This is a genomic window from Acetobacter nitrogenifigens DSM 23921 = NBRC 105050 (genome assembly GCF_000429165.1).
Classification (GTDB): Bacteria; Pseudomonadota; Alphaproteobacteria; order Acetobacterales; family Acetobacteraceae; genus Acetobacter; species Acetobacter nitrogenifigens.
The window spans coordinates 1-19,731 of sequence record NZ_AUBI01000010.1; the positions used below are offsets into that span (position 1 = coordinate 1).

Annotated in this window: 20 protein-coding genes; 13 read left to right on the plus strand and 7 right to left on the minus strand. The window is 61.3% G+C overall.

Translation table 11 applies throughout. The features are described from left to right. The 4 genes from G442_RS22095 to G442_RS0111860 all read right to left on the minus strand — a co-directional run. The coding region (locus G442_RS22095) for a 1-deoxy-D-xylulose-5-phosphate synthase N-terminal domain-containing protein (protein WP_281491866.1) at nt 1-496 on the minus strand (496 nt) is incomplete at its 3' end. A gap of 5 nt (nt 497-501) precedes the next feature. Continuing rightward, on the minus strand, nt 502-1,476 hold the full coding sequence (locus tag G442_RS0111850) for a polyprenyl synthetase family protein (RefSeq protein WP_084440563.1): 975 nt from the start codon (nt 1,474-1,476) through the stop codon (nt 502-504). Nucleotides 1,477-1,483: 7 nt separating this feature from the next. Further along, nucleotides 1,484-1,717: an exodeoxyribonuclease VII small subunit gene (locus tag G442_RS0111855; RefSeq protein WP_026398166.1), complete on the minus strand. Its 234-nt coding sequence runs from the start codon at nt 1,715-1,717 to the stop codon at nt 1,484-1,486. A gap of 157 nt (nt 1,718-1,874) precedes the next feature. Beyond that, the gene (locus G442_RS0111860; RefSeq protein ID WP_026398167.1) at nt 1,875-2,105 is read right to left on the minus strand and encodes a sulfurtransferase TusA family protein; all 231 of its coding nucleotides are present in this window, start codon (nt 2,103-2,105) and stop codon (nt 1,875-1,877) included. Between the two features lie 142 nt (nt 2,106-2,247). Between G442_RS0111860 and G442_RS0111865 the strand changes: the two genes are divergently transcribed. From G442_RS0111865 to G442_RS0111885, 4 genes are all read left to right on the plus strand, one after another. Continuing rightward, nucleotides 2,248-3,174 (plus strand): ROK family protein, encoded by a 927-nt coding sequence (locus G442_RS0111865; protein WP_026398168.1) that lies wholly within the window; start codon nt 2,248-2,250, stop codon nt 3,172-3,174. Then, nucleotides 3,141-4,451: a DNA polymerase IV gene (locus G442_RS0111870; protein WP_035376568.1), complete on the plus strand. Its 1,311-nt coding sequence runs from the start codon at nt 3,141-3,143 to the stop codon at nt 4,449-4,451. Before G442_RS0111865 ends, G442_RS0111870 begins: the two co-directional genes overlap by 34 nt. 239 nt (nt 4,452-4,690) lie before the next feature. Then, nucleotides 4,691-7,306 carry a TonB-dependent receptor gene (locus G442_RS0111875; RefSeq protein ID WP_084440564.1) on the plus strand — a complete coding sequence of 872 codons (2,616 nt, stop codon included), beginning with the start codon at nt 4,691-4,693 and terminating at the stop codon, nt 7,304-7,306. A gap of 620 nt (nt 7,307-7,926) precedes the next feature. After that, entirely contained in the window at nt 7,927-8,856 is a 930-nt protein-coding gene (locus tag G442_RS0111885; RefSeq protein ID WP_246789430.1) for an ABC transporter substrate-binding protein, read from the plus strand. Between the two features lie 44 nt (nt 8,857-8,900). On the opposite strand, the gene G442_RS22100 is transcribed toward G442_RS0111885, so the two are convergent. Together G442_RS22100 and G442_RS0111895 are read right to left on the minus strand one after the other, a co-directional pair. Continuing rightward, nucleotides 8,901-9,671 carry an ABC transporter ATP-binding protein gene (locus tag G442_RS22100; RefSeq protein WP_084440565.1) on the minus strand — a complete coding sequence of 257 codons (771 nt, stop codon included), beginning with the start codon at nt 9,669-9,671 and terminating at the stop codon, nt 8,901-8,903. Continuing rightward, nucleotides 9,668-10,504 carry an ABC transporter permease gene (locus G442_RS0111895; RefSeq protein ID WP_035376589.1) on the minus strand — a complete coding sequence of 279 codons (837 nt, stop codon included), beginning with the start codon at nt 10,502-10,504 and terminating at the stop codon, nt 9,668-9,670. Before G442_RS0111895 ends, G442_RS22100 begins: the two co-directional genes overlap by 4 nt. Nucleotides 10,505-10,695: 191 nt before the next feature. On the opposite strand from G442_RS0111895, the gene G442_RS22105 reads away from it, so the two are divergent. From G442_RS22105 to G442_RS0111915, 4 genes are all read left to right on the plus strand, one after another. Further along, a complete protein-coding gene (locus tag G442_RS22105) occupies nt 10,696-11,646 on the plus strand; it encodes an ABC transporter substrate-binding protein (RefSeq protein WP_035376569.1) in 951 nt (316 codons plus the stop codon). Continuing rightward, complete coding sequence (locus G442_RS0111905) at nt 11,643-13,289, plus strand: FAD-dependent oxidoreductase (protein ID WP_026398174.1); 1,647 nt, start codon at nt 11,643-11,645, stop codon at nt 13,287-13,289. The genes G442_RS22105 and G442_RS0111905 overlap by 4 nt, the downstream gene beginning before the upstream one ends. Then, a complete protein-coding gene (locus G442_RS0111910) occupies nt 13,286-13,627 on the plus strand; it encodes a 4Fe-4S dicluster domain-containing protein (protein WP_026398175.1) in 342 nt (113 codons plus the stop codon). The genes G442_RS0111905 and G442_RS0111910 overlap by 4 nt, the downstream gene beginning before the upstream one ends. 189 nt (nt 13,628-13,816) lie before the next feature. Further along, on the plus strand, nt 13,817-14,977 hold the full coding sequence (locus G442_RS0111915) for an acyl-CoA dehydrogenase family protein (protein WP_051292253.1): 1,161 nt from the start codon (nt 13,817-13,819) through the stop codon (nt 14,975-14,977). A 243-nt stretch (nt 14,978-15,220) separates the two neighbouring features. On the opposite strand, the gene G442_RS0111920 is transcribed toward G442_RS0111915, so the two are convergent. Continuing rightward, complete coding sequence (locus G442_RS0111920) at nt 15,221-15,601, minus strand: MerR family transcriptional regulator (RefSeq protein WP_026398177.1); 381 nt, start codon at nt 15,599-15,601, stop codon at nt 15,221-15,223. An 80-nt stretch (nt 15,602-15,681) separates the two neighbouring features. On the opposite strand from G442_RS0111920, the gene G442_RS0111925 reads away from it, so the two are divergent. From G442_RS0111925 to G442_RS0111945, 5 genes are all read left to right on the plus strand, one after another. Continuing rightward, complete coding sequence (locus G442_RS0111925; RefSeq protein ID WP_035376570.1) at nt 15,682-16,500, plus strand: oxidoreductase; 819 nt, start codon at nt 15,682-15,684, stop codon at nt 16,498-16,500. 48 nt (nt 16,501-16,548) lie between these two features. Further along, nucleotides 16,549-16,941 carry a VOC family protein gene (locus tag G442_RS0111930; RefSeq protein ID WP_246789431.1) on the plus strand — a complete coding sequence of 131 codons (393 nt, stop codon included), beginning with the start codon at nt 16,549-16,551 and terminating at the stop codon, nt 16,939-16,941. 550 nt (nt 16,942-17,491) lie between these two features. Continuing rightward, nucleotides 17,492-18,385 (plus strand): LysR substrate-binding domain-containing protein, encoded by an 894-nt coding sequence (locus G442_RS0111935; protein WP_051292255.1) that lies wholly within the window; start codon nt 17,492-17,494, stop codon nt 18,383-18,385. 97 nt (nt 18,386-18,482) lie between these two features. Further along, complete coding sequence (locus G442_RS0111940) at nt 18,483-19,181, plus strand: peroxiredoxin-like family protein (protein WP_026398181.1); 699 nt, start codon at nt 18,483-18,485, stop codon at nt 19,179-19,181. Next, on the plus strand, nt 19,171-19,716 hold the full coding sequence (locus tag G442_RS0111945; RefSeq protein WP_035376572.1) for a flavin reductase: 546 nt from the start codon (nt 19,171-19,173) through the stop codon (nt 19,714-19,716). The genes G442_RS0111940 and G442_RS0111945 overlap by 11 nt, the downstream gene beginning before the upstream one ends. Nucleotides 19,717-19,731: the final 15 nt, after the last annotated feature.

Below are 19,731 nucleotides of genomic sequence, written 5' to 3' on the forward strand. Positions count from 1 at the left end.
AGATCGAGCCATCGCCAATCACCGCGATGACGTTGCGTTCCCTGTAGGACGGATCGTCCCCGGCGCGCAGGTGATGCGCGACCGCCATGCCCAGGCCTGCGGAGATCGAAGTCGAGGAGTGGGCTGCGCCGAACGGGTCGTATTCGCTCTCCGAGCGGCGCGTGAAGCCCGACAGCCCGCCCGGCTGGCGCAGCGTGCGGATGCGCTCGCGACGGCCTGTCAGGATCTTATGCGGGTAGGTCTGGTGCCCCACGTCCCAGATCACGCGGTCGTCCGGCGTGTCGAACACCGCGTGGATCGCAACCGTCAGCTCCACGACGCCCAACGACGACCCGAAATGACCGCCCGTCGTCGAAACCGTGTCCACGGTCTCCGAACGAAGCTCGTCCGCAACCTGCTTCAGCTGCTCAATCGACAGGTTCCGTAGGTCAACAGGAACATCAACACGGTCCAACAACGGAAAACGACCCACAGTGGGGCAAGACGACGCGGTCATGAATGCTAGCTCCTGCGCTCGACGACATAACGCGCGAGATCGCGCAGGCGTTCAGCTTTTTCGCCAAAGGGGGCGAGAGCCTCCGTCGCGCGGCGCGCCAGCGCCTCGGCTTCGCGCCGGGCGCCATCGACGCCGAGCAACGCGACAAAGGTCGATTTTTCAGCGGCAAGATCCTTGCCCGCAGTCTTGCCGAGTTCCTCTGCGCTGGCAGTCGCGTCGAGCACATCGTCGGCGATCTGGAAGGCCGCGCCAATATCGCGGCCATACGCTGCAAGGCGTTCCCGCTGCTCAGTCGTCGCTTGACCGAGAATGGCCCCGGCCTCGGCGGAATACTGGATCAGGCGGCCAGTCTTCAGCGCGTGCAGATGCCGGACCTCTTCAAGGGAAAGCGAACGTCCCTCCCCCTCCATGTCGATCATCTGTCCGCCGACCATGCCCGCAGCGCCGGAAGCACGGGCGAGAGCCAGCACAAGGTCGGTCCGCACCACGGCGTCGCTGTGCGTCGCTGTCTCGGCCAGAATTTCGAAGGCGCGCGTCTGCAGGGCGTCACCCGCCAGAATGGCGGTCGCTTCGTCGAACTTGCGATGCGTGGACGGTTGACCGCGCCGCAGATCGTCGTCGTCCATGGCGGGCAGGTCGTCATGCACCAGAGAATAGGCGTGCAGCATCTCGACGGAGGCGGAGACGCGATAAGCGCGGGCGTCAGCGTCCGCGCCTTCGGCGAACAGGGCCGCCACTTCCGCGACCAGATATCCCCGCAAACGCTTGCCGCCGCCGAGCGTCGCGTAACGCATGGCGTCGACCACGCGCGCCTCCGGCCCTGGCACAGCAGGAATCAGCGCATCCACGGCAGCTTCGATCGCCGCCGCCCTGTCGCGCAGGGATGCGCGCAGGGCGACGCCGTCTCCCGCGCTGTTTCCTTCAAGGCCCTGACTGGCCACAGGGGAGGCTGTGCGCTGAACCGCGCCGGTGATGGTCATAACCCGTTCAATCCGCTATTTTTTTTGTATCGAGAGCACCGTCCGCACGCTGGACGATCGCCTGTACGCGCGCTTCGGCCGCACGAAGCTTGCTCTCGCAATGCTCGCGCAGCGCGGCGCCTCGTTCGTAGGCGGTGATCGCGTCTTCCAGCTTGAGCTGCCCGCCCTCGAGGCCCTTTACGATGCGCTCCAGCTCAGCCAAAGCTTCTTCGAAAGACATTGAGGCAATGTCGCCGCTCATTTCCGTCCAACCATTCCGGATTGCGCTCCGCCATTCGTCAAGCCGTTGCCCTTACTCCCCGCGATCCCTCAAACGCAACCCTGCGGGGGTGGGAAACAGTCCAGCCATGCGTGCTTCAGCGACCGACGCCGACACCTAAACGGGCCACAGCTGGCGCTCAGTCCGGTTTTCTGCGAATCACAAAAGAAAGAACGCCGCCCTCTTCGCCAAACGCAACCAGCGCGTGCCCGCTCTCCCGACAAAACGCCTGAAAGTCAGACACGGAAGCGCGGTCCGTCGCAAGCACTCGCAGCCTGTCTCCAGCGCCGAGGCCACGAAGAGCCCGATTGGCTTTCAACACGGGCAACGGGCAGCCAAGGCCCCTTACATCCAGGATTGTCTCATTCACGACGCGCGATCCATCTCCGGCAGATTGCGGCAAAGGTAGACATAAGAACCATCCTGCGCGATTCCTTACAATCCGACCTCCCCAATTCATGTGAAGCGGCCGCGCGCGGCAGTGCTTCCTACAAAAACGAGGCTGAAGAGCTATGAACGACTGGCGGCTTGGAATCGATGTTGGCGCCACGAAAATCGAAATCGTGGCCCTCGACCGCACAGGAGAGATGAAGTTGCGTCGGCGCGTGCCGAATCCGGGACAATATGACGCACTCCTCACTACAATTCGCGACCTTTCGAACTCGGCCGCCGATGAACTGGGCGCATCCTCCTCAAGCGCCCCGCTACCAATCGGCGTAGGCATTCCGGGATCGACGGATGCGTCGAGCGGCCTGGTGAAAAACGCCAACGCCACATGGCTTAACGGCAAGCCTTTCGAGCGTGATCTTCCTGAAGTCGCTGGCCGTCCTGCCCGCGTCGAGAACGACGCGAACTGCTTCGCGCTTTCGGAGGCCATAGACGGGGCGGCTGCCGGGAAGAACGTCGTGTTCGGCGTGATCATCGGGTCCGGCATGGGCGGCGGCCTGGTAGTGAACGGCAAACTGGTTTCGGGCCTCAACCATGTCGCCGGCGAATGGGGCCATACGCCCCTGCCCTGGCCACGTCTGGAAGAGTTCCCGATGCCGAAGTGTTTCTGCGGCAACGAAGGGTGTCTGGAACGCTTTCTGTGCGGATCGGCGCTGGCGGAAGACTGGCAGGGACCGGGCCATCGTAGCGTGGAGGGAATTGAAGACGCTGCTGCGAACGGAGACGCCAGAGCCGTCGCAGCGCTCGATCGCTACGTCGATCGGTTCGCTCGCGCCTGCGCGATGCTGATCAACATCCTCGACCCCAACGCAATCGTGCTCGGCGGGGGCGTTTCGAATATCCGCGCCGTGCGAGAGAGGACGCCGGGGCTGTTGCAACGCCACGTCGTCACCCCCGATTGCAAGACTCCGATTCTCGGCAACAAGCACGGAGACAGCTCCGGCGTACGGGGGGCCGCATGGCTGTGGGAGCCCTCCGAAACGACCCGCTGACGAACGGAAGCGTTCCGGCGTTATGCCGGGATTGCGCCTCTCTCCTGCCGCGCGGCGCGCCCGTCGCACATTGCCTTTCGTGCGGGTCGCGCAGGATCGTCGCGCACCCGGATCTTGAGCGGCTGTCCATCGTCCATGTCGACTGCGACGCCTTCTTCGCCAGCGTCGAGAAGCATCGGCGGCCGGAATTGGCGGGCAAGCCCCTGCTGGTCGGCGGGACCGGCGATCGGGGCGTCGTTAGCACCGCCTGCTACATCGCACGCCTGAGCGGCGCGCGGTCGGCTATGCCGATGCGACAGGCGCGGCAGCTTTGCCCTGACGCCATCGTTCTCGAACCGGACATTTCTGCCTATCGCGCCGTCGCGAAGACGATGCGCGAGATGATGAGCGCCCTGACGCCGCTGGTCGAAGCCAGGTCGATCGATGAAGCCGTACTTGACTTGTCGGGAACGATGCAGCTTCACGGGGCTCCGCCCTGCGTGGTGGCCGCCCGCCTTGCGCTGGCGGTGGAACGAGAGCTTGGCGTTTCGATTTCCGTTGGGCTCGCCGAGAACCCGATGATGGCCAAGCTGGCCGCCGAAATCGACAAGCCGCGGGGATATGGCGTTATCGGAGCCGAAGCGCCGCAGTGGCTCGCCCCGCGTTCAGTCCGCACCCTTCCGGGAGTCGGGACCGCTCAGGAACGAGCGCTTGGCCGCGCAGGTTTCACCACGCTCGGCGCCATTGCCGCGTTGAGCAACCACGACGCTGCGCGGCGACTTGGCCCGCAAGGGCCGTCGCTCGCTGCGCGCGCACGAGGCGAGGATGCGAGGCGCGTGACCCCGTCTCGTCCCGCCAAATCGGTCAGCGTCGAAACAACGTTCGCAACCGACATCTCCGATGTTGCAGAGCTGGAGCGCCGTCTGTGGTTGCTCTGCGAACGCCTCGGGAGCCGGCTTCGCAAAGGCGAACTTGCGGCGACGGGGGTTTCGCTGAAGCTCCGCACCAGCCGTTTCGAGACGCGAACGCGTGCCGCGCAGCTTTTCACGCCTACGATCTTGCCGGAGCGTCTGTTCACGCTTGCTCGCGATCTGCTGACGAAAGAAATCGATGGATCAGCGTACCGCCTGCTGGGAATAGGGACCAACGGGCTGGCTCCCTTGGGCGCGGCCGACCCGCCTGACCTTGCTGACCCGAATTCGGGCCGCCGCGCCGCCGTGCAGAACGCCATAGATTCGATTCGGACGCGCTTTGGCGACACGATGCTCAATCGGGGGCGAGCGCTGGACCGCAAATGACGTCGGTCCGGCCATACCCGGTCTGGCCGCACAAACGTCGCCCACCGGAGCATGAGCACGCAGCGCGTCGGAACAAAACGATGCGAAAACGACACAATGCGAACGCAACCGAAAAATTCACACTCATTTCGATACAATAACACTTGCGTGCGTCGCAGCACGATTTCGATACTGGCGCCAATCAAAAACCGGCAGGCGCGACCACCAAGCGAAGCCGGTGAAAACGAAATGGAGCGTTCATGGTTCGCCGCCTTCTCCCGCGCAACAAAGTATCCCGCATAGCGTTGTGGAGCTCGGTGTTTATCGGCAGTTCCACTTTGGGAGGGCTTGCGGCTAAAGCTGCTACCGACACCTCGGCGGTGAAACACGTCGCACGTCACGGCAAAACACGAGCAACGCACGGCGGCGCGGTCACGCCCGCTGCGTCAACCGGAGCGGCCCAGCGTCAGGCGGGAGTCGCTCCGGCCAAAAGACCTGCGCACCTCGTCGCCAATGGCGACGAAGCTGTCGCCGTAACTGCGCAAAGACATATCTCGCACAACTCTGAAGTGGTGGTCGGACGAGCCGAAATCGAGCAGATGGTGTCCGGCTCCAACGTGCTGCGCATGCTCGCTCAGGTCCCCGGCGTGAGCTTCAGCGCAACCGACGCCCTTGGCATCGACACGTGGGGCGCCAGCATCTACATGCGCGGCTTCTTCATGGATCAGTTGGGCGTAACCGTCGACGGAGTTCCGCTGAACGACCAGACATACACAAATATCAACGGACTCAACGTCAACAACGCCGTCATTTCCGACGATATCGATCACAGCAGCATCTCGCAGGGCGCAGGCGCCGTCGATCTGCCCTCGAATACCAATCTTGGCGGGACGATGCAGTTTTTCATCACGCCCCCGAAAGACAAGTTTGGCGGCAAGGTGCTGCAGGGCTTCGGCAGCTACGGCATGAAACGCACCTATGTTCGGGTCGACAGCGGCGTTCTCAATTCCACAGGAACAAAATTCTTCGTAGATTATTCACGGAGTTACGAGAAAAAATACGACGCGCCCAGCCCCGCATTCATGCAACAGACCGACGCCAAGCTGGAGCAGCCGATCGGCGAGCGCAGCAAGATGACGGCGTTTTTCAACTGGACCAACGCGCAGGTCTGGGGATACGCGGACAAGTCTCTTGATATTCTGAACACGGTAGGATGGCGAACGGAATCGTTCTACCCGAATTACGCTGGGGCGTATGCGGCGGCGCAATGGAACTGGGCCTGTTCCGGGCTTTCAAATCCTGGAAATTCCTGCGCTTCGAGCGGACCGATCACAAATCCTCTGACCGGACAACCTCTGGCGCAACGCGGTCCGAACCAGTTGCCCGCCGGCTGGGAGAATACGAACGAAACCGCTGGCGTCGCATATTATGACGCAGGGCAGGCGTCGACGGATTATATCGGCGGCATGACATTCGATCTCGCGCTTACCGACAGGTTACGCTGGATTACGACGCTTTACGGACACAGCGACACATCCTACGCCACCTATGGCGACCCCTACGTACCGTCGTTGACCGGAGCGCCATTGTCCGAGCAGGTCTGGCAGTATCGACAGGAGCGTTACGGCTTCAATTCGGCGTTCGAGTACAAGATCGGAAAACATACGATCAACACCGGCGCCTGGTATGAAAACAACAATCAGTGGGCCGGACAATTCTGGTACAACGAACCTGTTCTGGGCGAAGGGTCGCCGCTGAAAACCGTCGGCCCTTACACGACCTATGGCCCCGCGTTCGCCCAGAATTACGGGTTTCAGTGGAACACCAACACATTCCAGTATCACGTCATGGATACGTGGCGTCCGCTGAACAATTTGACCGTATTGCTCGGCTTCAAATCCATGCTGCAGACGACGTCTGGCGGATCAAACTACACAAATCAGGAATCGTACGACGGCACCTTGCCGACTTATGAAGGAAACTTGCCCAACGGTTCGATGACGGCGGCGTCTGCTTTCTTGCCGCATATCAACGTCAGCTGGCACTTCCTTCCCGGGCATGAACTCTACTTCGATATCGCGGAAAACATGCGCCCCTATACCGTGGCGCCTACCGGCGGCAGTGCGTCGCCCTGGGCGATTTCGAGCCCCTCTGGCTCCGGCGTCACGAACCAGCAGCTTTTCGATAGCATTCGTCGGTCCGTTCGGCCTGAGCGGGACTGGATCTATCTGGTGGGATATCGTTACAACTCTCGCCTGTTGACTGCTTCGGTCGACGCGTATCACGCGAATATCTCTCATCGCCTGATCTCGGCTTCGGTCGGCTCGCTCAACAACCCGCAGACATCGTTGCTCGATACTCGCAAGGCGACGATGTACGGCATGGACGCATCGGCGACGATACGACCGTTCGCATCTGGACCGCTGCGTGGGCTGTCGATCTATAACTCCGTCAGCTACAATCACTTCACATACAGTAAAAACGTCAGCATCATGGACGGAAACGGGGATTATCACGATCTCCGTGGCGCCAAAATGACCGGCTATCCGCAGGTGATGTACAAGGCGAACGCCAGTTACTCCTACAAGCGCTTCAACGTTCATTTTGACGTCAATTATTATTCAAAACGTCCCTTCACGCTCATCAATAATCTTTATGTTCCGGCGTACTGGCTGGCCAACACAGGCGCTCAATATTCGTTTGGCGATTACTGGGCTCTGAAAAACGTCACGTTCGGTTTCAACGTCTATAACCTCTTCAACGCTAAATACATCGCGATGATGGGCGAGAACGGGTTCCCTGTGTCCACCGATTACCAGTCAATGGAGCGCGGCTCTGTTCGCGAATATTTCGGCACGGTCAGCACCGAGTTCTGAACTCAATATTTTTCGCCTTTAAGTGCGGGGACGGCTCCCGAGCCGCTGTCGTCCCCGCAGCGAACGACGCGCGGCGTTACGCACATCGCAACGCCCATACACCGCATCCCTACGGTCGCCTCAGATACATTTGTTCTGAACGTCGTTAGAGAACCTTTGCGGCCCGTAGCGCGTCCGGTTCAGCAATCTAAAAACTCCCTTCAATGTAATTTTCGTTCACGGTTCGTGATATGAGGCCCCTCGCCTCCGCGAGAAACTCCAGATGCCCATTCGTTGGTCGCCATCCGAAATAGGCTCAATGGGTTTATTTCAACACTCCCTGCCCCCCCTGGATGTTTTACGCCGACAATCACACGTTCACGCCTCCAGGCGTCCGTTACAATATTGAATATGATGCTTTATAATATTTGTACTTTTCGATCGTTGAATCATCGTCTCTCTGGCGCCATCGTTTGGTCTTCACCAAAGAAGAAAACGCCTCTGATTTCGAAATATTCGTCACGAGTCGGCAGTGCTCGTATTGCGCTGCGCGCACCTTTCCGCCACCCAAGAGAACATATTCCATGTCAGAAATTTCAACTACGCCCATAAAACGCCGAAATTTTCTTGGGTCGGCCGCGATGACCTGTCTTAGTGGAGCACTGGTTACGCGGGCCCGAGCCGCAAATCCGGGCGTTACGTTGAGGGTGGCGACTTTTCGTGGCGCGGACTCAACATTGCTGCCAGCGGCTCACGTCGCAGACTTCCCTTACGCCGTGGCCTACAGCGAATTCAATTCCGGCAACCTCATAGCGCAGGCCATCAACGCTGACGCCATCGATCTGGGCGGCTGGAGCGAGATCCCGATGGTGTTCGCCGCAGCCGCCAAATCGAATGTCGCCGTCGTGGCTACTCTCGAAGGCCCTACAACCGATCAGGCGGTGCTCACGCCTGCCAACTCTCCTTATAAATCCATCAGCGATCTGCGCGGCAAACGCGTCGGATACATCCGCGCCACTACAGCACATTACTTTCTGATCCGGATGCTTGAGCAGGCCGGGCTTTCATGGACGGATATCCAGCCCGTCGCCCTTTCGATGAGCGAGGGATTGACCGCTATCAAATCCGGCAGTCTGGATGCGTGGGCGACATACGGTTACGCAATCCAGATACTGGAAACCGCTGGCGCAGCGCGGGTTCTGCAAAGCGCCGCCGACATTCTCTCTGGACATTACTTCATCGGCGCCAACCCGCGTAAACTGGGGGATCCGGCTTTCCGCGCCGCCGCCGCCGATTATCTTGACAGGCTCAACCGCGCATACGCCACGCTCGAAGCCGACAAGGCGCTATGGGCCAAAGTGGTCTCGCCTGTCATTCATGTTCCCGAAGATGTCGTGCTCGCTTATTTGCGCGCGCAGAACCGGCCATATCGCGCCCGAGCCTGGCGACAGGACGATATCGTCAGCGCCGAGGCCGTAGCGAGAACGTTTGCAAAAGCGGGCGTTTTACCGCAGGACGCCAACGTCGCCGCCGTTTTCTCACCCGCGTTGTCAAAGCTTCTTCCGGGCTGACGGTCTGCGCGCCGTCGCGACTGCGGCGCGCAGATTTCGATTTCCTACAGGGAAACGCCAAGCGATTTAAGAAGCGTCTCGCGCTTATCTTCAAAGACGGGATCGACGTGCTTACGGGGTCGCTCAAGCGCCACCGGCATATCCACCCTGATCCTGCCGCGTTCCAGCACAACGGCGCGGTCGGCCAGCAACAGCGCCTCGTCGACGTCGTGAGTGACCAGCAGGACAGCGCAGCGCCGCCGCTTCCACAATTCTCCGACCAACCCCTGCATTTTCAAACGCGTCAGCGCGTCCAGCGCCGCGAAAGGCTCGTCTAACAGCAAAAACCCGGGCTCCCGGACAAGCGCGCGCGCGAGCGCTGCGCGCTGCGCCTCGCCACCGGAAAGGGTCAGCGGCCACGCGTCGATCCGGTGCGCGAGTCCGACCTCCTCCAAAATCGCGGCTGCGCGATCCCGTCCGTCCTTTCCCTCCTGCCCCAGAACAACGTTCTCCCAGACACGCTTCCACGGAAGCAGACGATGCTCCTGAAAGACGACCGAAACTTCCCGAGGACGCGATACCGCGCCTTCGACGACAGGATCGATACCCGCCAGTGTGCGCAAGAGCGTCGACTTGCCCGAACCGCTATGCCCCAGAAGCGCCACGAACTCACCAGGGGCAATAGCGAGATCGAGTCTGTCCAACACCGCAGGGCCGTCCCCAAAGCGTCGCGTCAATCCTTCGACGATCACTGCGACATTGCCGTCTTCATGGCTCGCAGCATGGACGGATGCAGCGGCAAGTTCGCCCTGCACGCGTTTCAGCGCCGCGCTCATCGCGTCGCTCCTCGCGCCAGCGGACGCCAGACGAGAAGCTTCGCTTCAAGGAAACGAACGATCTGATCGGAAAGCAAACCGAGGACGCCATAAACCAGCAAGCCGACCATAATGATGTCTGTTCGGAGGAAGTCTTCCGCGTCCATCATCATATGACCGATGCCGCTTTCCGCGTTCACCTGTTCGGCGACCACCAACATCAGCCACGATACGCCGACAGCGTAGCGAACGCCGATGAGAAGATCCGGTAACGCGCCCGGCAAGATCACATTACGGATCGTGTCCAGACGGGATAGGCCCAGTGTACGGGTCATTTCCAGCAACTTCGGATCGATCGATCGCACGCCCTTGTGGAGGTTCAGGTAAATCGGAAACGTGGCCCCAAGCGCGACGAGGAGCACTTTCGGCGTCTCACCGATGCCGAACCACAGAATGAACAGCGGCACGAGCGCCAGTGCGGGCAACGTGCGCATGATCTGCAGCGGCGCATCGACCAGATCCTCCCCGACGCGCGAAAGTCCGGAGAACAGGGCCAACGTCACGCCGACGACCGCCGCAATACTGAACCCAGCGCCCGCGCGCAGCAGGGACACGCCAAGATTCGATGTCAGCGTCCCGTCAGCGATGAGAGAGGCTGCAGTCTGCGCAATCTGCCACGGCGACGCGACGAGGCGCGTCGACACGAAGCCGGAAGCGCATGCGGCCTGCCATACCGCAACAAGAAGTAGGGGCGACAGATACCGACGAAAACGCCCCAGTTCCCGAAGGGTGATCCGCCCGCTGGCTCCTTGAGATCGCCCTCGGGACGCTATGCTTATGAGGGTTTCCGACATGTTTCGCGCTCCGATTTCCACGTTCAGGGCGCGACGGTAGTGCATTATATACGACCTTGAATGTTAAATTAATTAATCACATTCATTGATGTGTTTTATTTGCCCCCTTTCCCGTCGGTTGGCACTCTCCCGACAGCAAGCCGTCCACAGGCGATGTCACCAACTGCCGGAACAATTCAGGACCGCCCTTAATGCCGCGCCCATTCTTGCATGCAGCCAATTTCCTCCTCGCCTTCGCGGTCGCTCTGACAATCACGGCGACAGCGGCGTGCGCGGAGGACGAACTGGTCGTCGCCGACCAGAGGGGGCTTCAGAAGGCGGTCCTGCAGGCGTCGAAGGCCGATCAGAATCTGCCATACCGCCTGCGCTGGGTTGAATTCGACGCCGCAGCGCCGCTGCTGCAGGCCTTGGGCGCCGGGGCGGTGGACACGGGGGTCGCTGGCGACGGGCCGTTCCTCTTCGCCTGGGGCGCCGGGCAGCCGATCAAGGCCGCTTACTGGCTCCCCCCGAGGGGCGCGGGCCATACGACCGCCGTCGTGACAGGCGAGCATTCCTCGATACGCACACCAGCAGACCTGTCTGGCAAGATCATCGCGACGGGGCGCGGCTCCATCGGTCATTTGTTGCTGCTGCGTCTGATCCAGACCGGCGCGATTCCGGCTCCCGCCCCCCGTATCGTGTTTCTGCCTCCAGCGCAGGCGAAAGCGGCGCTGGACAGCGGCGCAGTCGACGCGTGGTCGACATGGGAGCCGTATGTGTCCCTCAACCTTGTGCAAAATCATGGACACGTGGTCGCCGACGGGCAGACCGTGCTGCCCAACAACAGTTTCCTGGTCGCAACTGACTCCGCTCTGCAGAACAAGCGGGCCTTGCTGACCGATTTCTATCGTCGCGTCAGCGAGGCTTCGCGCTGGGCGGAAAACCACCAGAGCGAATACGCGGCCATCCTGTCACGCCAGACGGGAATGCCGCAGGATGTTTCCGTGGCTGTGGCGAAGGAGCTGATCTCCACCCCCGGCCCCGTCAACCCTTCCGTCGTTCAGGCTGAACAGGCGACGCTCGACGCCTATCACGCCGCCAATCTTGTCGACCATGGCGGTCCGGTCGCCGCCGCGTTCATCACTGGTTTCGCCGCGCCGTGAGCGACCGGGTCCGAACATATGACACGGACGTCCTGATCATCGGCGGCGGGCTGGCCGGATGTTGGGCCGCGATCTCGGCTAGGCGGGCCGGAGTCCGGGCCATCGTCGCAGAAAAAGGGTATTGCGGAACATCCGGCGTGGCCGCCTCCGCCGGTCCCGGACACTGGTTCGTTCCTCCCGAAGCACGGTTGCGGGAAGAAGCGATCGCTCGTCGAATGGCGGGTGCCCAAGGGTTGGGCGACGCGCGATGGATGGAGCGCATCATAGACCAAACGTATCGGACTCTCCCCGATATCGGCACGCATTATCATTACACGCCAGACGATTCCGGCGCCATTCGGCGGCACGCCTTGCGGGGGCCGGAATATCTCCGCGCCCTCCGCGAGAAGGCCCTTGCTGCGGGCGCGATCCTGCTCGACCACAGCCCCGCCTTGCAGCTTCTTGCACGCCGCGACGGCCGTGTTTCCGGCGCGCGCGGCGTCTCCCGGCAAGGCGCCGGGGACGAGTGGCTGGTGCGGGCCGGCGCGGTGGTTCTCGCAACGGGAGGCTGCGCGTTCCGCTCGCACCTTCTGGGCGGTTCGAACAATACCGGCGACGGCCTGCTGATGGCGGTCGAAGCCGGCGCGGCGTTGTCCGGGATGGAATTCTCTTCCTTCTTTACTGTCGCCCCCGCAAACACGCCGCTGTCCCGCGCGATGATTTTCAGTTTCGCACGATATTACGACACGCAGGGGCGTGAGATCGCCAAACCCGCAGCGCCAAACGATCACAGTGCTATCGCCGTTGCGCTGCAAGGCGGGCCGGTCCTGTGCGACCTGTCGGCGACGCCGGAGATCGTCCGTCGTCAGCTGCCCCAGATCTCTCCGAACGTGACGCTCACATTTCGCAGGCTCGGAATAGATCCTTTCACGCAACGCTTTCCAATCTCGTTGCTGGGCGAGGGGACGATACGTGGCGTAGGCGGCGTGCGCGTCACAGGAGAAGACGCCGGAACTGGCGTGCCCGGCTTGTACGTGGCGGGTGACGTCGCGTCGCGAGAGCCCGTAACAGGACCGGTCACCGGCGGAGGCGCCGTCAACGCCGCATGGGCTTTAGCGTCAGGTTGCATCGCAGCCGAAGCCGCTGCTCGCAGCGCGCTGGAAAACCCTTTGGCCCAGCGATCGATTTTAGAGCCTCTGGGTGACGCCGGATTGTCGACGCGACGTGACCGCACGAATTCGTCGACGACGCGATCCGCGTTTGCGACCACGCTGTCGACAGGCCCGACGCGCCTGGACGTCAGCGCTTCGAGCGAAGTCGAGATCGTCCTGCGTGAGGAAATGCTGTCCCCGACGCGTCAGTACTTCAGGAGCGCCGATACGCTCGCCGCAGCTTCCACGCGCCTCTCCGCCGCATGGGGCGCGTTACGCGACGCGACGCCTCCTTCCGCCGAACCGCGCGAACGCCAGCGGTTTCGAGAGCTTGCCGCCATGACCGCAACCGCGCGCTGGTGCGTCGCAAGCGCCGCGGCGCGCACGGGAAGTCTCGGCATGCACCGCCGCACCGACAGCAGCACTAACGGAAGCGACGTTCCGGCTTATGTAATTTCGGGCGGCGCAGACGCCGTCTGGACGCGTCGCCAGGCTGCCGGAACCGTCTCATGATTACTTCTCTCGACATTGAGCGTTGCACCGCCTGCAATCAGTGCGTCGCAACATGCCCGCGCGACGTCTTCGAAAAGACGGAGCATATACCGACGATCGCCCGTCCGCAGGACTGCCAGACATGCTTCCTCTGTGAACTTTACTGCACGGCGGACGCACTTTTTGTTCATCCTGAAGCCGAACCTGCGATGGCGGCGCGCCTCACGCCGTCAGACATAACGCCTCTGCTCGGCGAATACCGGCGGGAGTCGGGATGGGACGAATGGAGCGAAAACCCGCGCTACGCCAACCAGCACTGGCGTATGGAGGACGTGTTCAGGCTCGCCCGCGATGGATGACCTCTTACCGATCAGCCGCGCCGACCTGCAATATGAAGCGCCCGTCGTCGACGTATTCTGTTATCGTCCTGCCAGCACTGCTTATCAGCAATGACTGCTTCGGCCTTTCATCGTGACCTTTTGGAACGTCACAACCACCGTCCTTCACGCCCGCGACACGCGGGCGGCGCGACACAAGGAGATCGCTCGATGAATGTGCTCACACCCCGACTGCATCGCCCGTCGGACGCGATCGAAGCTGCGTTGGACAGGCTGGTTCCGATCTTCGCTGAACGTGCTCCAGCATACGATCGCAGCGGAAAGATCGCGCTGGACAATCTTCTCGACCTGAAGGAAGCCGGACTGCTTGCTCTCGCGTTGCCGCACGACAAGGGCGGCACGGGCATAGGCGTGACCGAAATCTCGAAGATCGTCGGACGTGTAGCGACCGGCGATCCGACGACGGCGCTGATCCTTGCGATGCAATATCTTCAGACGGGCGCTATCGCGCGTGCCTCGGGCTGGTCGGAAGAGGTTCGCGACGAGGTGTTCGCCAGCGTCGTGCGCGACGGGGCTCTGGTGAACGCACTGCGCGTCGAGCCGGAACTTGGCACCCCCGCACGGGGCGGGTTGCCCGCCACAACGGTCCGTCGTGAAGGCGGACGTTTCCTGATCAGCGGTCGCAAGATCTTTTCCACCGGATCGACCGCCCTTCGCTGGGGCGTCGTCTGGTCCCGTACCGACGAGGAAACGCCGCGCGTGGGGCAGGTTCTTGTGCCGCTGGATCTCCCGGGCGTGCGGATCGAAGAAAGCTGGCGTCATATGGGCATGCGCGCGACCGCCAGCCACACGATTGTTTTCGAGGACGTGGAAATCCCGGAACGTTACCTCGTGTCGCTGAAGGCGCCGGGCGCGTCCGTCGACGAAGCCGTCGCGTTGGCGAGCTGGCACGCCATCGTCATCGGCGCGCTCTACGACGGCGTGGCGCGCACGGCCCGCGACTGGCTGGTCGGCTACCTGAAAGAACGCACCCCGGCCAATCTGGGCGCGCCTTTGGCCAGCCTGCCGCGCTTTCATGCCCTGCTGGGCGAGATTGACGCATTGCTGCTCACCAATCGCGCATTGATCGAACACGGGCTGGCGCGCGAAGCCGCTGGAGAACGAGGCGACGCCGACGCTGGCCTGATCAAATACACGGTGACGGAGAACGCCATCGCCGCCGTCGGCAAAGCGGTCGCGGCGATCGGAAATCCGGCGCTCAGTCAGGACAATCCACTCGAACGTCACTATCGGGACGTGCTGTGCGGACGCATTCACACGCCGCAGGGGGATTCAGCGCTCGGCGGGGCGGGACGGCTCGCTCTCACCTGATACGCAGGGGGCGATCTTCGCCGCGCTGGGCGCAGGTATAAATCGAGACATCTGTCGGACGGTTTTCAACACGAAACCGGGTCTTCTCTCTTCGAACTGGTCGATGACTGACACTTCGCGCGCCCGATAACGTCCTGACAACCGGCAAGAATTATCCTTAACGTCAGTGCCGAAGCTTGAGTCTGACGGATATCGATCCGCCGTGCACAATGAGGCCAGCTTTTGTTAAACACGGCGACAACGCTATATTTTTTTGTCAGATCTCGATAATTTCTCCCTTTTGTAGTGATCAAGTTTTGTCTTTATAAAAGCCTCGACCTCCTGAAGAACTTTCAACTTGCCCCTGATTACGTCGAGCCGCTCCTCAAGAAAGACAACCGTTTGTTCAGGCGTGAGGTTCGCAGCGCCATGCGCTTTCAGCAGCGGCCCAATCTCCTTGAGCGAAAAACCAAGGCGTTGCGCCTGACGCACTTTTTCTATCGTGGTCAGCACGGCAGGGTCATATTCGCGATAGACGCGACTTCCGGCCCGCCGCTCGGTCGAGGCGATCAGGCCTATCTCTTCGTAATGACGGACGCCGTCCTTTGACAGGCCAGCGATCCTCGCCACTTCACTGATCAGCATTGCGCGCCTCTTGACTGTGGGGTTTCCCTACAGATTATCTGAATGGCCATGTGAATAAAACTGCATGGAGTGACACTGACATGGCCAATGTTTCCAAACCCGTCGCCCTCGTATCGGGCGCATCGTCCGGCATCGGCAAGGACATAGCCCTGCGCCTTATCCGGGAAGGCTACGTCGTCTACGGCGGCGCACGCCGCGTCGGAAATATGGCGGATATCGAAGCTGTCGGCGGTCACGCCATTGCGCTGGACGTCACCGACGACGCTTCAATGACGCAGGCGATCAGCCGGATCATGCACGAACAACGTCGTCTCGACGTGCTGGTCAACGGTGCCGGCTACGGCCAATACGGAGCGCTGGAAGACGTGCCGATGACGGAAGCCCGCCGTCAGATGGAGACGAACCTGATCGGAGCCGCCCGGCTTGTTCAGCTTTGTCTTCCTCATATGCGCGCCGCTGGCGACGGCGCGATCCTCAATATTTCCTCGATCGGGGGAAAGTTCGCGCTGCCGCTCGGCGGTTGGTACCATGCCTCCAAGTTCGCTCTTGAGGGATATTCAGACGCGCTGCGGAATGAAGTGCGCCAGTTCGGGATCGAGGTGATCGTGATCGAGCCCGGCGGAATAGCCTCAGAATGGGAGAGCATCGCAGCGGATGAAGCCGCACGCCTTTCGGGCGGCGGCGCCTACGCTGCGATGGTCGAGAAATTCCGCAACATGCGGGGCAAGCGTCAGGCTCCGCCGCCCGCAGTAGTGTCCAATCTGGTTGCCCGAGCGTTAAACGCACGACGCCCGGCCACCCGGTATAGTGGCGGGCTTATGGCGCGGCCGTTATTGTTCCTGCGGCGTCACCTGTCCGACCGGATGTTCGACCGCCTTATCATGTCAGCTTTTCGCTGACCCGCCCCCCCGCGGCGGCGTATGCAAAACCGAACAAGGATATGCACAATGATTCAGATTGATCGCCTCGATCACCTGGTTCTGACCGTCGCGGATATCGAAAAAACATGCGCATTCTACCGGGACGTTCTCGGCTTCGAAATCGTCACGTTCGGAACGGGACGCAAAGCTCTGCAATTCGGACTCCAGAAATTCAATCTTCATCAGGTCGGCCATGAATTCGAGCCAAAGGCGCACAAACCCACATCGGGTTCCGCCGATCTTTGCATCATCGCCACAACACCCATCGAGGACGTGATCGTCGAACTGATCAGACTGAAAATAGTCATCGAGGAAGGCCCGGTAGAGCGAACAGGGGCCAACGGCCCCATCCGGTCCGTTTATATTCGTGACCCGGATCTAAACCTGATCGAAATTTCGAATTATCGGCTCGCGACGTGACCCGGCGATGACGGTGCAGGCAGGTCGTCCGAGCAATTTCGACATACCAACTCTCTTCCCGTCGCCAAATCGCAACCGGAATCGTAAAATTTAAGACGATCACTTGAGACGTCGCTCTATAAATCAAGCCACGCTCGACGAAGCGGCGTCACTGGCCCTGCAGATTTTGATGTCCAGTTGTCCCTGCTGAGAGACCCATTCTGGCTTTTCAAATCGCTCGGACCTGCCTGACTCAGACGTGTTCCAACTTCAGTAACGGCCTCTTCCCAGCCCCCAACCTGCGCTGAAGTCCAATCCGGGGGCGCATACGACCGTCGCGCAGCACACATCGAACGTGGCTCGAACGTCGCGTCGTATGCGCCCTCCTGCCGTTCGAAAAAAATCTTTTTTATCAATATTTTAATGCGAGAAAATCATTTTCACCACCTGAAATAGTTAATTATATAAACACTTGTTAAATGTATTAATTTGGTCCATATATATTTATATAACTTACATTTTAAGTGATTTATTCGACGCGCGACAACCCGCGTCATCAGGAGACGTCCCCGTGTCGCAATCGTCCCAGTCCACGCTCCCTCAACGGATGGCGCGCAATGTTCCTACGGAACTGTTGCGATCGTTTGTCGCGATCGTCGAGGCTGGCTCGATGGCGCAGGCCACGGAGACGATTTTCCTCACGCAATCCGCCCTGAGCCTGCAGATGAAGCGGCTTGAGGATGTGCTGCAACAGAAACTGTTCCGGCGGGACGGGCGTCGCCTGACCCTCACGGCGCCAGGCGAGGAACTCGTCTCCTATGCGCGCCAGCTTCTGGCTCTCAACGATCGGATCATGCACACGCTCGGACAGAGCGTGGACGAAGACCCGATCACCGTAGGGATGGTGCAGGATTTCGCCGACACGGTTCTTCCCGATGTGCTCAACCGTTTCCGCCTCGAACACCCCCGCGCACGCCTTATCGTCCGCGTCGGCGGATCGGCGGAGCTTCTGGAGATGTTCGACCGCTCTCGGCTCGACGTCGTGCTGTGCCTCGGTCAGCACGGAGATCGACCCGGCGCGAGCTGGCGCATCGTCGGCCACGACCAGATGGTCTGGCTGGGCGATACCGCGCTGACCGAACTCGACGAACTGCCGCTCGCCCTGCTCGAACCTCCCTGCAGGTTTCGTGACGCCGCGCTGCGGACTTTGACAGAGGCGCGACGTGATTACCGGATCGTGCTGGAGACGCCCAACCTCCCGGCGATGCGGGCGGGGGTGCGGGGACGCCTTGGCCTGAGTTGCCGCACGCGTCGCTTCGCCGCCGCCGAAAGGCTGCCGATCATGGCGCCGGATGCCCTGCCGCCATTACCGGAAATCGAAACGGTGCTGGTCGAACGGGAAGGTCTGTCAGAAGCCGCACGCGATCTCGGCGATCTTCTCGCCCGCACAATCGGCAATCGTTGAGCTAAGCCCAAGAGCCTGATGACAAAAACTTCGTGGTCCGCGCGCTCTTCGGTCCTTCATAAGAAATGGCGCGAAAACACCGATCAGGATGAACGCCGTGGCCAATAACCAGAAAGACAGCACCCCGAGCCTCAACGCCCTCTTCCGCGAGCTCGACGCCGAGCGCCGCAGGACATGGGCGCCGGAAGCGCTTGCGATCAACGTCAACCAGCGCGCGACGCTGCGCCGCGACCACGCCGCATCCCCTCATGTGCAGGTTGGGGACACGCTGGCGCCAGCCACGCTGCGCAACGCCGCCGGAGAATCCGTTTCCCTTGACGCGTTGACCGAAAAAGGGCCTGCCGTCATTGTCCTGTTTCGTTTTGCGACCTGTCCGGCGTGTAATATCGCCCTCCCGTATTATCGCGATACTCTCTGGCCGTCGCTTCAGGCCGCAGGGGTCGCGCTCGCGGCGGTTTCGCCGCAGCCCTTCCCGGCTCTGAACGACATCGCCACGGCGCATGCTTTGCCGTTTCCCGTGCTGTCCGACCCGCAACTTGCTTTCGGTCGGGCCCTCGGCGTGACCTACCAGTTTGACGACGCATCCCGCGCGGCTGCGGAAGCCAAGGGGGGGACGCCGCACGCGCTCAACGGCGTCGACGTATGGGAACTGCCGAAGCCCGCTGTCCTGATCATCTCTCCGGATCGCAAGGTTCTGTTCGCCGATGTTTCTCCGGACTGGATGGAGCGAACGGAGACCTCGACGATTCTGAAGGCCCTCGGCCTGACGTCAACGGAAATCTCCCATGCTGCGTGACGCGGACACACCCACCGCCACAATTTCTCCCGGCGATGTAACGCAAGACGATTTTCGGCGCGCCATGAGCCTGCTCGGCGCGCCGGTCGTACTGGTGACGACGGATGGCGCGCACGGGCGGCACGGACTGACCGTCTCCGCCATATGCAGCGTCAGCGACACGCCGCCCACCGTTCTGATCTGCCTCAACCGGTCCAACAGGTCGCACGCCGCCTTTTTGCGCAACGGCGCGATCGGGATCAGCATACTCGCCGAAGGACAGGAAGCGATCGCGGGCGCGTTCGCCAGCAGTCGCCTGAGTTCGGAAGAACGTTTCGCCAATGGCATGTGGCGCGTGGGCGCAAGCGGCGCGCCCCTTCTCCAGCAGGCGGTCGCGACGCTCGATTGCGCCGTTGCGTCTGTGCAGACCTCCGGCAGCCATGACGTTCTGTTCTGTCGCGTCAACGCTATCGCTCACCCGTCGGACGACGGACACGGCCTTGCATGGTTCGACCGTCGCTTTCACGTCCTTCCCCGTTTCACGACGCAATTTTGAAGACACAGGTTCGGT

What these genes read in the sequence shown, in the direction of transcription:
- G442_RS0111850 (WP_084440563.1), bottom strand. Translation starts at nt 1,476, where the DNA reads ATGACCATCACCGGCGCGGTTCAGCGCACAGCCTCCCCTGTGGCCAGT.
- G442_RS0111855 (WP_026398166.1), bottom strand. Translation starts at nt 1,717, where the DNA reads ATGAGCGGCGACATTGCCTCAATGTCTTTCGAAGAAGCTTTGGCTGAG.
- G442_RS0111865 (WP_026398168.1), top strand. Translation starts at nt 2,248, where the DNA reads ATGAACGACTGGCGGCTTGGAATCGATGTTGGCGCCACGAAAATCGAA.
- G442_RS0111870 (WP_035376568.1), top strand. Translation starts at nt 3,141, where the DNA reads ATGGCTGTGGGAGCCCTCCGAAACGACCCGCTGACGAACGGAAGCGTT.
- G442_RS0111875 (WP_084440564.1), top strand. Translation starts at nt 4,691, where the DNA reads ATGGTTCGCCGCCTTCTCCCGCGCAACAAAGTATCCCGCATAGCGTTG.
- G442_RS0111885 (WP_246789430.1), top strand. Translation starts at nt 7,927, where the DNA reads ATGACCTGTCTTAGTGGAGCACTGGTTACGCGGGCCCGAGCCGCAAAT.
- G442_RS22100 (WP_084440565.1), bottom strand. Translation starts at nt 9,671, where the DNA reads ATGAGCGCGGCGCTGAAACGCGTGCAGGGCGAACTTGCCGCTGCATCC.
- G442_RS0111895 (WP_035376589.1), bottom strand. Translation starts at nt 10,504, where the DNA reads ATGTCGGAAACCCTCATAAGCATAGCGTCCCGAGGGCGATCTCAAGGA.
- G442_RS22105 (WP_035376569.1), top strand. Translation starts at nt 10,696, where the DNA reads ATGCCGCGCCCATTCTTGCATGCAGCCAATTTCCTCCTCGCCTTCGCG.
- G442_RS0111910 (WP_026398175.1), top strand. Translation starts at nt 13,286, where the DNA reads ATGATTACTTCTCTCGACATTGAGCGTTGCACCGCCTGCAATCAGTGC.
- G442_RS0111915 (WP_051292253.1), top strand. Translation starts at nt 13,817, where the DNA reads ATGAATGTGCTCACACCCCGACTGCATCGCCCGTCGGACGCGATCGAA.
- G442_RS0111920 (WP_026398177.1), bottom strand. Translation starts at nt 15,601, where the DNA reads ATGCTGATCAGTGAAGTGGCGAGGATCGCTGGCCTGTCAAAGGACGGC.
- G442_RS0111925 (WP_035376570.1), top strand. Translation starts at nt 15,682, where the DNA reads ATGGCCAATGTTTCCAAACCCGTCGCCCTCGTATCGGGCGCATCGTCC.
- G442_RS0111930 (WP_246789431.1), top strand. Translation starts at nt 16,549, where the DNA reads ATGATTCAGATTGATCGCCTCGATCACCTGGTTCTGACCGTCGCGGAT.
- G442_RS0111945 (WP_035376572.1), top strand. Translation starts at nt 19,171, where the DNA reads ATGCTGCGTGACGCGGACACACCCACCGCCACAATTTCTCCCGGCGAT.